The sequence below is a fragment of the Pantoea ananatis LMG 2665 genome (assembly GCF_000710035.2).
In the GTDB taxonomy this organism is placed as follows: Bacteria; Pseudomonadota; Gammaproteobacteria; order Enterobacterales; family Enterobacteriaceae; genus Pantoea; species Pantoea ananatis.
In genome coordinates, this window is the sequence record NZ_JMJJ01000005.1 from 25,398 (window position 1) to 41,020 (window position 15,623).

A 15,623-nucleotide genomic window follows, 5' to 3' on the forward strand; every position below is an offset into this window, starting at 1 on the left:
TTCCTTTTTCCCGGTAAAAACCTGTTGCGAAAGCATAACTTTAGCTTAAAAAAGAATAACATAACCTTTTAAGATTAGATAATCGTGCTTTATCACAACAATCGTTTACACAGATTAACAGCCTGCCTCGCGGTTGTGGCACAATATTCCACGTTTGTCGGGCCGCATCGGCCTGTGCACTATTATGATGATAGTGCATCCTTTGAGGGTTCTGGAGAGTCACATGCAGCTTAAACGGGTGGCAGAAGCCAAACTGCCCACGCCATGGGGAGATTTCCTGATGGTAGGTTTTGAAGAACTGGCAACCGGTCATGACCATGTTGCCCTGGTCTTTGGCGATATTAACGATAATCAACCAGTCCTGGCTCGTGTTCATTCCGAGTGTCTGACTGGCGATGCGCTGTTCAGCCTGCGTTGCGACTGCGGCTTCCAACTTGAAGCGGCCCTGAATGCCATTGCTGAAGAAGGCCGCGGTGTACTGCTCTATCACCGCCAGGAAGGTCGTAACATCGGCCTGCTGAACAAGATTCGTGCCTATGCGTTGCAGGATAAAGGCTACGACACCGTTGAAGCCAATCATCAGTTGGGCTTTGCCGCTGACGAACGTGACTTCACGCTGTGTGCCGATATGTTTAAATTACTGGGCGTAAATGAAGTTCGGCTGCTCACTAACAATCCACGGAAAGTGGAAATTCTGGGTGAAGCCGGGATCAATATTGTTGAGCGGGTGCCGTTGGTTGTCGGGCGCAATCCTGAGAATGCGCACTATCTTGATACCAAGGCAGAAAAAATGGGTCATCTTCTGCCGAAGTCCTGAATGAAACAGCCGGGTTTCCCCGGCTGATTTATCAGTTCAGCATGTTACGAATCACGTAGTGCAGAATACCGTCGTTTCGGTAATAGGTCAGTTCATTACCGGTATCAATACGGCAACGCGTATCCAGCTTCTCCTGACTGCCATCTGCGCGCGTTAGCGTGACAGAAACGGTGCATCCGGGTTTAAGCTGCGCCAGGTTTTCCACATCTATCGCCTCATCCCCTTTCAGACCTAACGTTTTACGCGTTACGCCCTGAGGGAACTCCAGCGGCAAAATCCCCATACCAATCAGGTTGGAACGGTGAATACGTTCGAAGGATTCCGCAATTACCACGCGGACGCCTTGCAAACGCGGCCCTTTCGCCGCCCAGTCACGGCTCGATCCTGAACCGTACTCTTTACCCGCAATCACCGCCAGGGGAATGCCGTCAGCCTGATATTTCATCGCCGCGTCATAAATGGCCAACTGCTCACCGCTGGGGTAGTGTTTGGTGTAACCCCCTTCCACGCCGGGCACCATTTCATTTCGAATACGGATATTCGCAAAGGTCCCGCGCATCATCACTTCGTGGTTGCCGCGCCGTGAACCGTAGGAGTTAAAATCATTCCGCTTCACGCCGTGGGACAGCAGATAGCGACCGGCCGGACTTTCCGCTTTGATGCTACCGGCAGGCGAGATGTGGTCAGTGGTGACCGAATCGCCAAGAATCGCCAGCAGGCGCGCGCCATGAATATCCTGAACCGGCTTAGGTTCTTTTTCCATGTCGTCAAAGAAGGGCGACAGGCGAATGTAGGTTGATCCTTCATCCCAGTCGTAGGTAGCCGCTTCACTTACCTTAATGGCCTGCCACTCTGGCGTGCCGTTAAATACCTCAGCGTACTCTTTGTGATACATATCGCTGGTGACCTGCTGGACGGCGGTCGCAATCTCTTCAGGTGAAGGCCAGATGTCTTTCAGAAATACCGGCTTTCCCTGATGATCGTGACCGAGCGGGTCGGTTTGCAGGTTGATTTTCATATTACCTGCCAGCGCATAGGCGACGACCAGCGGTGGCGATGCCAGCCAGTTGGTTTTAATCAGCGGATGAATACGGCCCTCGAAGTTGCGGTTACCGGACAGGACGGCCCCTACCGTTAAATCCCCTTCTTTGATGGCCGATTCAATCTCATCCGGCAGCGGACCCGAGTTACCGATACAGGTCGTACAACCGTAGCCCACAAGGTTAAAACCCAGTTTATCGAGATGAGGTGTCAGCTGCGCGACCGCGAGATAGTCGGAGACCACTTTAGAACCCGGAGCCAGCGACGCTTTGACCCACGGCTGGCGTTTTAATCCCCGCTCAACCGCTTTTTTCGCCAGTAACCCTGCGGCCATCAGCACGCTGGGGTTAGAGGTGTTGGTACAGGAGGTAATCGCCGCAATCGCCACCGCGCCATCGGTCAGCGTGTGGCTCAGGCCGGTCTCGCTGTCGGTATAGTCGACCTGCTTATGCGGTTTCTGTGCATGGTTCACTTCCAGCTCATTGCTGGCATCGAAAGCGGCGGGCACATCCCCCAGCGAGACGCGATCCTGCGGACGTTTCGGTCCGGCCAGGCTCGACTCGACTTCATTCATATCGAGCGCAAGGCTACTGGTGAAAATCGGTTCATCGCCCGCATTACGCCACAGGCCCTGTCGCTTAGCATAGTGTTCCACCAGTGCCACCTGCTCGGCATCGCGTCCGGTTAGCGTCATATAGCTGAGTGTAACTTCATCAACCGGGAAAAATCCGCAGGTTGCGCCATATTCTGGTGCCATATTAGCAATGGTGGCACGGTCGGCCAGCGGCAGATCAGCCAGGCCATCGCCATAGAACTCGACAAACTTCCCGACAACGCCGTGCTTACGCAGCATTTGCGTGACGGTAAGTACAAGGTCGGTTGCGGTGATGCCCGCACGCAGTTTCCCGGTTAGCTTGAAACCCACGACGTCGGGGATCAGCATAGAAACCGGCTGGCCAAGCATGGCGGCCTCTGCCTCAATCCCGCCCACGCCCCAGCCGAGTACACCCAGGGCATTGATCATGGTGGTATGAGAATCGGTTCCGACTAACGTATCGGGCCAGGCGTAACGTTCACCGTTAATGTTCTGCTGCCAGATCGCTTTGCCCAGGTATTCCAGGTTCACCTGATGACAGATACCTGTGCCTGGCGGTACCACCCGAAACTGATCAAAAGCCTTTTGGCCCCAGCGCAGAAAAACGTAGCGTTCATGGTTGCGCTCCATTTCCAGCCGCACGTTTTCTTCAAATGCGTTATCGTCACCGAAATGGTCAACCGTGACAGAGTGGTCGATAACCAGATCGACCGGCGACAGAGGATTCACTTTGGCGACGTCGCCGCCAAGACGACTCACCGCCTCACGCATGGCGGCCAAATCCACCACGGCAGGCACGCCAGTGAAGTCCTGCATTAATACACGCGCAGGGCGATAGGCAATTTCCCTATCGCCATGGGCCGTTTTCTGCCAGTCGACCAGTGCCTGGATATCCTCTTCCGTGACTGAATCACCGTCCTGCCAGCGCAGCAGGTTTTCCAGCAGAACTTTCATGGATTTTGGCAAACGATCAATGTTGCCGAGATGTTGTGATGCGCGAGGTAGACTGAAGATGTGATAGTTTTGATTATCTACCTGCAGTGTTTCCTGACTCTGCTCGCGTAGGGTTGACGACATAGCTCCTCCTTAATAATCATGGTCTTTAAACCTCAGAGACAACAAGGTTTAGCTTAAAGATAGACCACTTTTCTGTTAACGTTTTGATTACAACATCAATTGCTACAATCTGACGCAAACAAAAATGCCCCGTAAAATTACGAGGCATTATTTATTAACAGGAAACGATATATTACAAGGCTGCCCAAAGTGCTGCCATCCACACGCTAAAAGAGAAAGCATAGGCACTGAACCAGGTCATTTTAATCATATTCATAAGATCACTCCTGCGCCGAATGGGCAATAGAAAGCCGCACTACCAACCGTTTTAACGGATGACATCTTTTATGCTACGTGTGAAAGGCTTTTTTAAGCAGCCGAATGACAGAAGATGTGTCGAAAAGAAAAGAACGATAATTAATTATTTTACTTTCGGGTCCAGAAACGACTCGATGAAATTGCGTTGATGTTCGTTGAGATCCCAGCTTTCCGGGATAGACACTTTTTCCGCCTTTGCAACGGGCTCTTTAGCTTTGTAGCCAGAGAGGCGATGCTGACGAGTGGTCATTGTGTGCTTATGGCAGAGTGCGTTTGCCCACATGGCTTAACCCCAGATGCGCCAAATCATTAACGCTACAACAACCCAAAACAGCGCTGAGGCAGCAAATACAGTTAACCAGGCGTTGCGACGAGTGTTACCGGAGCGCTTAACCTTGGTGCTTTTAGCCGGGAAACCCGGGTCTACAGTCAGTCTCGTAGTCATAGTTTTTGATAATCACTCTCAACAAAACGATTGATAACATCGATTAAGATTTAGGACGAATCCTAAACCCGTTAAGGCCAAAAATCCAGTAATTTTTATTGCACAAAACGATTAACGCAATTTATCAAAATGGTAAAAATTACTTAAGTGATGATTAATGCCTTATTCCAAATAAACGTAAACGGCAGTGACAAAAATTTGAGTTAATTTAACTTTAGATCCAGTCATTACTAAACCCGTCTTTTAATCACCCCATAATTAACGCTTCTCCATCAAGGCTTAACTGGAGTATGGGAATTATCCTGGCAGCCCGCAAAGATATCGCGTCAAAAATGTGTTGTGTTTCGCATTTAAGATACAGCAAACATTAAACATGTGATCGACGCAGCATTAACAAAAAAATAATAAAACTTATCAACCTAAGCATGGCGCTAACATTCAAACAAAAAAAAGGCTGCACAAGGCAGCCTGAGACTAAGGGATTGGACATCTCTGTTACTTAAACGGCAGTTTGATATCTTTAAACATGGCTTCAATATCTTCGTTTGAGCGTAGCGCGACAGCCGTATCAACGACATCTCGCGTCAGATGAGGCGCAAAGCGCTGGATAAAGTCATACATGTAGCTACGCAGGAAGGTGCTGCGACGAAAGCCAATCTTGGTCGTGCTGTTGGTGAAAATTTCAGAGGCTTCGATTCTGACCAGGTCGGGATCGGCAACGGGATCGACGGCCATGCTGGCGATAACGCCAACCCCTAACCCCAGTCGGACATAGGTTTTGATAACGTCCGCATCCGTCGCGGTAAAAACGATACGCGGCGTTAATCCTGCCCGCATAAACGCGGTATCCAGCTCCGAGCGACCGGTGAAACCAAAGGTATAAGTGACCAGCGGAAAATCGGCCAGCTCCTCAATCGTTACCTGCGCTTTACCTGCCAGAGGATGATCGGGCGTGACAACGATGGCGCGGTTCCAGTGATAGCACGGCAGCATGATCAGGTCGTCGTACAGATGCAGCGCTTCCGTAGCAATGGCAAAATCCGCATTTCCCTTGGAGACCGCCTCGGCAATCTGCGTTGGGGAGCCCTGATGCATATGCAGTGAAACACGGGGATAGCGCTCGATAAATCCTTTGATCACGCCCGGGAGGGCATAGCGAGCCTGAGTATGGGTAGTCGCCACATACAGGGAGCCCTTATCTGGCCAGGTATGTTCACCGGCGACAGACTTGATTGCGTCGACTTTAGAGAGGACTTCGCGGGCAATACGAATGATTTCTTCACCGGCCGGCGTCACCTGGGTGAGATGTTTACCGCTGCGGGCAAAAATCTGCACGCCCAGTTCGTCTTCTAACATACGCACCTGTTTGCTTATGCCAGGCTGCGAGGTATAAAGACCTTCCGCTGTCGAAGAGACATTAAGATTGTGGTTCACGACTTCTACGATATAGCGCAACTGCTGTAATTTCATATCTTTTTTTATCCTGGTCGGTTACAGAGTCGCATCCCCGGATGACGTACTGTCGCCCCGGCCGGTGGAGGAGTGCTGAGCAGCAAGAAGGGTTCGGAAATGCTATAACCACTATAGCATTTTAAGAAACAATGTAGAACGGATTGATATAAGGCGAGAAAAAAGGCCAGCGTGTGCTGGCCTCTGAGGATTACTTTTTCGCTTCCTGCCACTTGCCGTCAATGTAAAACGCTGACCAGCCCGTCGCTTTACCCTCTTTTTCAGAGGCAACGTACTGTTGTTTCGTTTTACGGCTAAAGCGCACCAACGTTTTATTGCCTTCCGGATCGGTTGCTGGCGCTTCGGCCAGGTATTTCAACTTCTCAGGCAGGCGATCGTGGAAACGTTGCAGTTCCTCCACCAGCGGTGCACGGGTTTCACGTGACTTTGGAAAGGTGTTAGCGGCCAGGAACACACCCGCCGCACCGTCGCGCAGCACAAAGTAGGCATCTGACTTTTCACACGGCAGTTCTGGCAGCGGCACCGGATCTTCTTTCGGTGGTGCCACATCGCCATTACGCAAAATTTTACGTGTATTCTTGCAGTCATCGTTGGTACAGGCCATGTACTTACCGAAACGCCCCATCTTCAGGTGCATTTCAGACCCGCACTTTTCGCACTCAACCACCGGACCGTCGTAACCCTTGATTCGGAACTCGCCCTCTTCGATTTCATAGCCATCGCATTCAGGGTTGTTACCACACACGTGCAGTTTGCGTCCGTTATCAATCAGGTAGCTGTCCATTGCCGTGCCGCACTTCTGGCAACGACGACGTGCGCGTAACGCATTGGTTTCAGCATCGTCCCCTTCCAGAATATTCAGCACTTCATTTTCTGGAATCAGGTTAATGGTTTGCTTACAGCGCTCTTTCGGCGGCAGTGCGTAACCTGAACATCCCAGGAAAACGCCGGTACTGGCCGTGCGAATGCCCATTTTGCGGCCGCAGGTGGGGCAGTCAATGGTGGTTAACACCATCTGGTTTGGCTGCATGCCGCCTTCTTCCGGATCTTTCTCCGCCTGTTCCAGCTGCTGGCTGAAGTCTGAGAAGAAGCGATCAAGCACCGCTTTCCATTCCGCCTGATTGTTGGCAACCTGGTCGAGGCTGCTTTCCATATGCGCGGTGAAATCGTAATTCATCAGTTCGCGGAAATTTTCTTCCAGGCGATCGGTGACGATTTCACCCATTTTTTCGGCATAAAAACGGCGATTCTCAACCCGGACATAGCCCCGGTCCTGAATGGTGGAGATAATAGCGGCATAGGTCGAAGGCCGGCCAATTCCACGTTTTTCCAGTTCGCGCACCAGCGAGGCTTCGCTGAAGCGAGCCGGTGGCTTGGTAAAGTGCTGGCTTGGCAGCAATGCCTGCAGGCTCAGTTCGTCACCCACGTTCACCGGCGGCAAGGTGCGATCTTCATCGTTCTTGCGCAGGGCGGGCATGACCTTAGTCCAGCCGTCAAAACGCAGCGTGCGCCCTTTGGCCTTCAGTTTGTAATCCCCCGCTGTTACCGTCAGCGTGGTTGAATCATACTGAGCAGGTGTCATCTGGCAGGCAACAAACTGACGCCAGATGAGCTGATACAGCTTTTGTGCATCCGCTTCCATATCTTTGAGCTGCTCAGCCACCACATCCACGTCAGAAGGACGAATCGCTTCGTGCGCTTCCTGTGAATTCTCTTTGCTGGCAAAGGTATTGGCGTTGTCTGGCAGATACTTTTTACCGAAATTCCCTTCGATATAGCCGCGCACCATGGAAACCGCGTCCTGACTCAGATTGGTCGAGTCGGTACGCATATAGGTGATATGACCCGCTTCATAAAGTCGCTGTGCCATCATCATGGTTTTTTTGACGCCAAAGCCCAGGCGGGTACTCGCGGCCTGCTGCAGCGTAGACGTAATAAATGGCGCACCGGGTTTACTGCTGGTTGGCTTATCTTCGCGATCGGTAACGGCAAAGCGGGCTTTTTCAAGCAGCGCCAGGGCGGCATGCGTCTGTTCGTGATTGACCGGACGGAAAGGTTTATCACCCGCGTGAGTCACGTCCATCGCCAGGTCATCGCCCTTCGGCGTGGTCAGGTTAGCGCTGAGTTCCCAATACTCTTCAGGAACAAACGCTTTGATCTCGCGCTCACGCTCAACCACTAACCGCACGGCAACCGACTGTACGCGGCCCGCGGATAATCCCCGCGCGACTTTTTTCCACAACAGCGGCGAAACCATGTAGCCCACAACACGGTCCATAAAGCGGCGTGCCTGTTGCGCATTAACGCGGTCAATATTCAGTTCGCCCGGCGTATCAAACGCCTGACGGATCGCATTTTTGGTGATTTCGTTAAACACCACGCGGCTAAAGCGTTTGTCGTCGCCGCCGATGACTTCCCGCAGGTGCCAGGCAATGGCTTCCCCTTCGCGGTCAAGGTCGGTTGCGAGATAAATGTGGTCAGCGTTTTCAGCCAAGGCTTTGAGTTCAGCGACCACCTTCTCTTTATTTGGCAGGATTTGGTAGTCCGCTTCCCAGCCATGATAGGGATCAACGCCCATACGGCTGACCAGCGCGGCCTTCTCGTCCTTCTTTACTTTTTTGACTTTTTTATCTGTCGAGGTTTCAGCACTTTTTTTGGCGGTTGAACCACTGGTCGGCAGATCCCGGATATGGCCCACGCTGGATTTCACCACGTAGCCACTGCCCAGGTATTTATTGATTGTTTTGGCCTTTGCCGGGGACTCAACAATAACGAGTGCTTTACCCATATTTACCTTTACCTAATGAATACGTCCTGCTCTACGGGAGAGGATTGGATGCCCAAAAACCCACGGGGTTCAATATTGCTACGCCTGTTTTTTATTTCAGGACGAGGGGCTCAATCTCTGGTCAGTGATTACAGTCCAATGCAACTTTATGATAAAAATCGCTTTTTCTGCCTGACTTAATCGCACTTCCCGGTGCAATATCCCTGGAATCTGAAACGCCCACACTGTACCTGATAAAATCTGTTACGCAACTTAATTAGCATCTGTTGTGAGTAAAGCCCCTTTTTACCCCTGCAGCCGTTTGTCGAACGATGCGATACGCAAGTAATATAGAAAGAATTGTCAGACTGTCAAAAAGGAGCCGACACATGCACAACCCGACTCAGGGTATTTCGCCCCAGGCACTACTGGAGATTGCCAATGCTCTTCTCAGGCAACATGATGATTATTTAGCCGGTGTCGCGGTGGAGGCGGTCAGTCAGCAGGGTGATGTGCTGGTCTTCCGTGGCCCGCTTTTTTTGGATGAAGAAGGGTTGCCAACGGCAAAAACCACCGCGGTCTTCAATCTCTTTAAACACCTGGCGGTTGAGCTGTCTCCCCGCTACCACCTGCAATAACAACAAACCCGGCCGAAGCCGGGTTTGTACTCATAACATCGGTTTATCACCGCGTTGCCACCACTTTAGCAGCAGGCGTTCAAATACCTGTCCTGAACTGTGGGTCAGGCGATCGATTCTTGAACGGCGACGCACGTAGTTCACGCCCAGCACGGTAAATTTATCCATGTGCTGAATAATCAGATCGTCACTGGTTGAAATACGATCGATCAGGCCTAACGTCAGGGCCTGGCGTCCGTACCAGTGCTCACCGGTGGCGACACGGTCGATGTCCAGTGACGGGCGCATTTCGTGAACGAACTGCTTAAACAACAGATGTGTTTCATTCAGATCCTGCTGGAATTTCTCACGCCCTTCCTCCGTGTTTTCACCAAACAGTGTCAGGGTGCGTTTGTACTGGCCCGCCGTGTGCAGTTCAACATCGATATCGTTGCGCTTGAGCAGACGATTGAAGTTAGGAATTTGCGCGACAACGCCAATTGAACCTATAACCGCAAAGGGCGCCGCCACGATCTGGCTGGCAACACAGGCCATCATGTAACCGCCGCTGGCCGCGACCTTATCAACGGCAGCCGTAAGTGTTAATCCGGCGTCACGCAGGCGCTGCAACTGAGAGGCGGCGAGACCATAGCCGTGCACCATGCCACCCGGGCTTTCCAACCGCAGCAGGACTTCGTCACCGGGCTGGGCCACTGCCAGTACGGCAGAGACTTCTTCACGCAATGATTTCACTTCGCTGGCATCTATGCTGCCGTTAAAGTCGAGCACATAAAGCGTGGGCCTGGCGGTCTCCAGGCTGCCCTGCTTCACTGCGCGTTTCTCTGCTTTAGCCTTTTGTTTCTCGGCTTTCTTATTATTTTTTAACCACAGCTTTTGTGCCTGAGGTTTCATTTTCTCAAGCTGCAGATCCTCTTTCATTTTGCTGTAGTCATCACCGAGGTGGGTTAAACGGAGTTGCCCACCCTGGTGACGTTTGCGCTGTGCGGCGTTCACAACGATCATGACGATCGCTGCAATGGCAATCACCACCGTCACCGCTTTTGCTAAAAACAGTCCATAATTCAAAAGAAGTTCCATCGTGTCGCCTTATTAAACAGAGGATTACTGACAAAGGGTTAGTTTAACTGGTTTATTTTGGCTCGTCGCCTGAAATGCCAGCACCTGGCACAGAATGTACCTGTTGCTAATTGCGTCATGCCCTGAATTGAGGCATAAAGCGTGAAACCCTCACGTTGCGGGAGGCTCCCAACATGCATTACCAACCCAAAAATGATTTACTTGCGAATCGCCTGATTCTCGTGACCGGTGCCTCTGACGGCATTGGACGGGAAGCCGCGTTAACCTATGCCCGCTTTGGTGCGGAAGTCATCTTACTGGGGCGCAGCGCCGAAAAGCTGCAGCAGACAGAAGAGGCGATTAATCAGTTAAACAAATGTCCGGCACACTCGGTCGTATTTGATCTGTCTGAGGCCACGCCGGCGCATTGCCACCAGCTGGCCGGGCAACTGGCACAACGGTTTTCACACCTGGATGGCGTCTTACATAACGCCAGTATTCTGGGTGACATCACGCCGCTGGCCGAGCTTGATCCCCTGGTGTGGCAACAGGTGATGAAGATTAACGTTGATGCGACTTTCTTCCTCACCCAGGCCCTGCTGCCGCTGTTGTTAAAATCAGATAGCGGCTCGCTGGTCTTCACCACGTCTAGCGTAGGCCGCACCGGCCGGGCAGGCTGGGGAGCCTATGCGGTATCGAAATTTGCCACCGAAGGCATGATGCAGGTGCTGGCAGATGAGTATAAAAATCATGGGTTGCGGGTCAACTGTATCAATCCCGGCGGTACGCGGACTAAAATGCGTGCCAGTGCGTTTCCGCAGGAAGATGCCAGCAAACTTAAAACCCCCGCCGATATCATGCCGCTCTACCTGTATTTGATGGGCGACGACAGTCGTCGCAAAACCGGTATCAGCTTTGATGCCCAGCCTGGCAGAAAACCCGGAGCGGCCGAGTAATGACGGATGAACGCCACCAACAGCGACAGCAGCGTTTGAAAGAACACGTCGATGCCCGCATTGCCGCAGCCAGTGAAGTCAGGGGCATCCTGATGGTGTTTACCGGCAATGGCAAAGGTAAGACCACGGCGGCGTTTGGCACCGCGCTCCGCGCCTGCGGGCATGGTAAGCGTGCCGCAGCCATTCAGTTTATCAAAGGCGAGTGGCCAAACGGCGAGCGCAATCTGCTGGAACAGCATGGCGTGGAGTTTCAGGTGATGGCTACCGGCTTCACCTGGGAAACGCAGAATCGCCAGACCGATACCGATGCCTGCCTTGCCGTGTGGCAACATGCTCAGCGCATGCTGGCCGATCCCCGGCTGGACCTGGTGATACTTGATGAAATCACCTATATGGTCAGCATGGATTATCTTCCGCTTGAGGCGGTGGTAACGGCCCTGAAACAGCGACCGGTGCATCAGAGCGTGATCGTTACTGGCCGGGGCTGCCATCGCACGCTGCTGGATATGGCCGATACGGTAACGGAAATGCGCCCCGTCAGGCACGCTTTTGACGCCGGTATCCAGGCCCAACAGGGCATAGACTGGTAGCGTTAATTAACACAATGCCATAAAGGTCAGGCGTGAATCCGTCTGACCCGCCTCTTTTTTGTCTCAATCAAATTATCAATCTGTTATCACTTTGCTATAGCTGTCATCCCCATCCCTTGCTCAAACGCGAGATGACCCACCACGCGCCCTTCCCGGTGTCGCGTTAAGGCTGTCGGGGCAATTTGGGCAGGCTGCTCACGGCCTTACCCCATTCAACTGGCGATCAATGTCATTTTTTCGCTTAGGTTTTACGCGCCCTTTCCAGTTAATGATGCCTGAAATTAACCCTTTCCCGCGCCAGCATTCATTGATCACAGTCACATTGTGCCGGGCCAGCCGGGCCGGAAACCGATCGGGATCACCCTTTTATGTTAAAGAAATGATAAAAATAATTTAGCTTTAATATCATCTCTATGTGCATGGTTAATCAAAACAACAGGTTAACTATTAACACGCTAAGTAATTCCATAAATTATTACCTTGCTTACTCACAATTGAATAACTTTTTGCCAATAAGAGGGCTGTTATTTTGCTGACCATACTGGGTTTTACGATGGTTGTTTGTTTCATGTATTTAATCATGACCAAACGCATGTCAGCGCTGATAGCGCTAATTCTTATTCCCACACTGTTCGCCCTGATAGGGGGATTTTACCAGGGTCTGGGCGCCATGATGCTCGATGGTGTGAAAACGCTGGCTCCTACGGGCGTGATGCTCACCTTCTCTATCCTCTACTTCGGCCTGATGATCGATGCGGGTCTGTTTGACCCCTTGGTGCGGTTTATTTTGAAAATCGTACGTGGCGATCCGCTTAAGGTTCTCGTCGGAACGGCCGTGTTAACGTTGCTGGTCTCACTGGATGGTGACAGCTCAACAACTTACATGATCGCGATTGCCGCGTTTCTTCCTCTTTACCGCAAGCTGGGTATGAACGTGCTGGCAATGACCTGTCTGGTTAACCTTGCAAGCGGTATCATGAACCTTTCTCCCTGGGGCGGCCCGACGGCCCGTGCGGCGGCGGCATTGCGCATTGACGCGCTGGACATTTTTATTCCCATGCTGCCGGCCATTTTTATCGCCTGCGTGGCCCTTGTCGGCCTGGCGTTTCTGTTTGGCCTGCAGGAACGTAAGCGCCTGGGGGTCATGAGCATCAACGATCACCATCTGGATAATATTGAGCTGGGCCTGGGCGATGCGGAAGAGTGCGCGGCGAATCGTCGACCTAAAATGTTCTGGCCAAACTTTATTCTTACCACGGTGCTGCTGGTTTTGTTGGTTATTGGCGCGATGCCTATCCAGATTCTGTTTATGCTGGCCTTCGCGATTGCGGTAATGCTGAATTACCCTACGCTGGAAGAGCAAAAGGCGCGTATTGGTTCCCATGCCAGTAATGTGCTGGCCGTCACAGCCCTGATTTTTGCCGCAGGTATTTTTACCGGCATCCTTTCCGGAACCGGCATGGTGGATGCCATGGCGAAGAGCCTGTTGGCGTTTATCCCCCACAGCTTTGGCCCCTATCTCGCGGTATTCACCGCATTAATCAGCCTGCCTTTTACCTTTTTTATGTCCAACGATGCCTTCTACTTTGGCATCCTGCCGGTCATTGCCCAAACGGCGGCCAGCTATGGGATTTCTGCTGAGGAAATTGCCCGCGCTTCGATTGTGGGTCAGCCTTTCCACCTGCTCAGCCCGCTGGTTCCATCGGTTTATCTCTTGGTCGGTCTGGCGAAAGTCGATATTGGTGACCACCAGCGTTTTGCCATTAAGTGGGGCATTTTAATCAGTCTGGTGCTAATGGCCGGGGGATTAATTACCGGCGCGTTTCCACTGTTCCACCGCTAAACCGGCTCAGATCACCTCTCCCTGACAGCAAAAAGCCGCAACGATCACGTTGCGGCTTTTTTATTAATCCGGCGCTTCAGCTCAGCCTGATATCAGGTCGCGTTGCGTTTGCTGCCCGGATTACGACGCGCAGGTCTGCCACTGGTCTGGCTGTGGCGTTTAACGGCACGACGGATCTGGTTGGCTTTGGTGCGGCGGCGATCTTTTTCGACAGCCAGCTTGGTGACGGTCTCATCGTCCATTCCCACCATATTGCGCAGATAGTTAACAGCAGGGAGATCAAGCTCCATCCAGCCACCGCGTGGTACGCCTTTTGGCAACGTGATATCGCCATAGCGAACACGCATCAGTCGACTCACCTGAACGCCCACCGCTTCCCACAAACGACGAACCTCCCGGTTACGTCCTTCGGTCAGGGTTACGTTATACCACTGGTTAATCCCTTCCCCCCCGGCAAAGCGCAGTGTTTTAAATGCCGCGGGGCCATCTTCAAGCTGCACACCTTTACTGAGCTGACGAATTTTGTCGTCATCAACCTGACCAAACACGCGCACCGCATATTCACGTTCAACTTCACGGCTGGGGTGCATCAGGCGGTTAGCCAGTTCACCATCGGTTGTGAACAGCATCAATCCACAGGTATTGACGTCAAGGCGGCCCACGGCGATCCAGCGCGAACCGCGCAGGCGCGGCAGTCGGTCAAAGACTGTAGGGCGCCCTTCCGGATCGCTGCGGGTACAAAGCTCACCTTCAGGTTTGTAATAGGCCAGAACACGGCAGACTTCTGTTGCTGATTCAGCAATCGACACCAGATGACCGTCAATACGGATCTTCAGGGCCTTGCTGTTTTCGATACGATCGCCGAGAGTGGCCAGCTTGCCGTCAACGCTCACGCGCCCGGCAGCAATCATCGCTTCAATTTCACGACGCGAGCCATGACCGGCACGCGCTAAGACTTTTTGTAACTTTTCGCTCATGGAGCTACCTCATTGTCGCCTTCCCAGGCGTCGGATGGATTAGGAATTTAACCTTAAAAATCAATGGCTTATATTTTCCTGTTGGCCCCATTATACAGGATGTCCCTCTTAATGTAACCCGTATTATGGCATTGCCCTGATGCGCGCCGCAGGTAAGTAAAAATCAGCATGAAAACAGATGAAACCCACCGCTCGTCTGTTACGCATCAACGCGGCTGAAGGCAAGGAAAGCGAAGCCTGCTCTTTATTGTAATAATGAAAACGTCGTCTTTGAAGCCGGGCTCGCGCCACGCCTTGTCTGCATAATTATCAGAAAGGCGCCTCCTCAGATCCTCAGCATACTGTCGTCTGGATTCACGGCTGTCCGCGCTCTTTTCTGTAACAGGTTCCCGGCAGAGATTTATTTGTCCTCAACGCAAAATGTAACGCCTTGTTACTTAATTTTATCTAATGTTTCTCAGATGAGCGACTATAAAACTTTACGCGTCATCTGTTTTTAAAAATGGCTATAAAACAGATTTGTATTTAATGATTTCTGTACTATAGATTTACCGTCAAACAATTTAAGCGGTTCGCTCACGGCTTCTGCGGTGACAACAAAAGTTCCATGAGGAAGGTTATTTAGCGCACCCCATTTAATTTGAGTTAAATAAAAATCGGGCAAAATTTCACTTAACTCAAATAAACGCGTGGCCATTTAGCCTGTACAGGAATGCGCGAAACCCAACCCTTTCACGCTGGACAGCTGCGTTTTTTACCTTGTAAAACAACAGTAATCGCATGACAAAGCTATACAAAGATAAAAAAATTGTACAATTTTAATTATTGTCCGATAATACCCTTGTGCTGACCTGATTGGGTTGGCCTGCTGCTCATGTAGTCGTTCTGTCAATAAAGCAAAAGTTAATTAAAAAAATTGGGCTAATACGAATTTTAGCCGATAACCCTTATACGACCTTTCTGGCCGTCTAATTCTGAGAACCTTACAGGCTTCGGTATCTTTATCGCGGCAGTATGAAAAGACAGCTAACTGGTTGTTATTGAATATTTATAA

13 protein-coding genes are annotated in these 15,623 nt (G+C 51.5%); 5 read left to right on the plus strand and 8 right to left on the minus strand.

The genetic code is table 11. From position 1 onward, the window contains the following. The first annotated feature begins 223 nt into the window (after positions 1–223). A complete protein-coding gene (ribA, locus tag EL29_RS08035; RefSeq protein WP_015700216.1) occupies positions 224–817 on the plus strand; it encodes a GTP cyclohydrolase II in 594 nt (197 codons plus the stop codon). 31 nt (positions 818–848) lie between these two features. Here the strand turns inward: ribA and acnA are convergent, their stop codons facing one another. From acnA to topA, 5 genes are all read right to left on the minus strand, one after another. After that, positions 849–3,530, minus strand: a complete 2,682-nt coding sequence (gene acnA / locus EL29_RS08040; RefSeq protein WP_028715217.1) for an aconitate hydratase AcnA — start codon at positions 3,528–3,530, stop codon at positions 849–851. A 400-nt stretch (positions 3,531–3,930) separates the two neighbouring features. Continuing rightward, on the minus strand, positions 3,931–4,077 hold the full coding sequence (locus tag EL29_RS08045; RefSeq protein WP_227022862.1) for a YciX family protein: 147 nt from the start codon (positions 4,075–4,077) through the stop codon (positions 3,931–3,933). Between the two features lie 36 nt (positions 4,078–4,113). After that, positions 4,114–4,272 (minus strand): YmiA family putative membrane protein, encoded by a 159-nt coding sequence (locus tag EL29_RS08050; RefSeq protein WP_013025931.1) that lies wholly within the window; start codon positions 4,270–4,272, stop codon positions 4,114–4,116. A gap of 495 nt (positions 4,273–4,767) precedes the next feature. Further along, a complete protein-coding gene (cysB, locus tag EL29_RS08055) occupies positions 4,768–5,742 on the minus strand; it encodes an HTH-type transcriptional regulator CysB (RefSeq protein ID WP_014593807.1) in 975 nt (324 codons plus the stop codon). A gap of 190 nt (positions 5,743–5,932) precedes the next feature. Further along, on the minus strand, positions 5,933–8,530 hold the full coding sequence (gene topA / locus EL29_RS08060; protein WP_013025933.1) for a type I DNA topoisomerase: 2,598 nt from the start codon (positions 8,528–8,530) through the stop codon (positions 5,933–5,935). A 368-nt stretch (positions 8,531–8,898) separates the two neighbouring features. On the opposite strand from topA, the gene EL29_RS08065 reads away from it, so the two are divergent. Next, positions 8,899–9,147, plus strand: coding sequence for a YciN family protein (locus EL29_RS08065; protein WP_014605738.1), 249 nt, complete (start codon positions 8,899–8,901; stop codon positions 9,145–9,147). A gap of 30 nt (positions 9,148–9,177) precedes the next feature. Here the strand turns inward: EL29_RS08065 and sohB are convergent, their stop codons facing one another. Beyond that, the gene (gene sohB, locus EL29_RS08070; protein WP_013025935.1) at positions 9,178–10,224 is read right to left on the minus strand and encodes a protease SohB; all 1,047 of its coding nucleotides are present in this window, start codon (positions 10,222–10,224) and stop codon (positions 9,178–9,180) included. Between the two features lie 173 nt (positions 10,225–10,397). Between sohB and EL29_RS08075 the strand changes: the two genes are divergently transcribed. The 3 genes from EL29_RS08075 (at position 10,398) to EL29_RS08085 (ending at position 13,592) form a co-directional block, all read left to right on the plus strand. Beyond that, complete coding sequence (locus tag EL29_RS08075) at positions 10,398–11,159, plus strand: YciK family oxidoreductase (RefSeq protein WP_022623214.1); 762 nt, start codon at positions 10,398–10,400, stop codon at positions 11,157–11,159. Further along, positions 11,159–11,749: a cob(I)yrinic acid a,c-diamide adenosyltransferase gene (gene cobO / locus EL29_RS08080; protein ID WP_013025937.1), complete on the plus strand. Its 591-nt coding sequence runs from the start codon at positions 11,159–11,161 to the stop codon at positions 11,747–11,749. The genes EL29_RS08075 and cobO overlap by 1 nt, the downstream gene beginning before the upstream one ends. 529 nt (positions 11,750–12,278) lie before the next feature. After that, positions 12,279–13,592, plus strand: a complete 1,314-nt coding sequence (locus EL29_RS08085) for a CitMHS family transporter (RefSeq protein WP_013025938.1) — start codon at positions 12,279–12,281, stop codon at positions 13,590–13,592. A gap of 92 nt (positions 13,593–13,684) precedes the next feature. Here EL29_RS08085 and rluB read toward each other — a convergent pair whose 3' ends face one another. Together rluB and EL29_RS08095 are read right to left on the minus strand one after the other, a co-directional pair. Further along, positions 13,685–14,569: a 23S rRNA pseudouridine(2605) synthase RluB gene (gene rluB / locus EL29_RS08090; RefSeq protein WP_014593812.1), complete on the minus strand. Its 885-nt coding sequence runs from the start codon at positions 14,567–14,569 to the stop codon at positions 13,685–13,687. 496 nt (positions 14,570–15,065) lie between these two features. After that, positions 15,066–15,266 (minus strand): hypothetical protein, encoded by a 201-nt coding sequence (locus EL29_RS08095; protein WP_028715218.1) that lies wholly within the window; start codon positions 15,264–15,266, stop codon positions 15,066–15,068. Between the last annotated feature and the right edge of the window lie 357 nt (positions 15,267–15,623).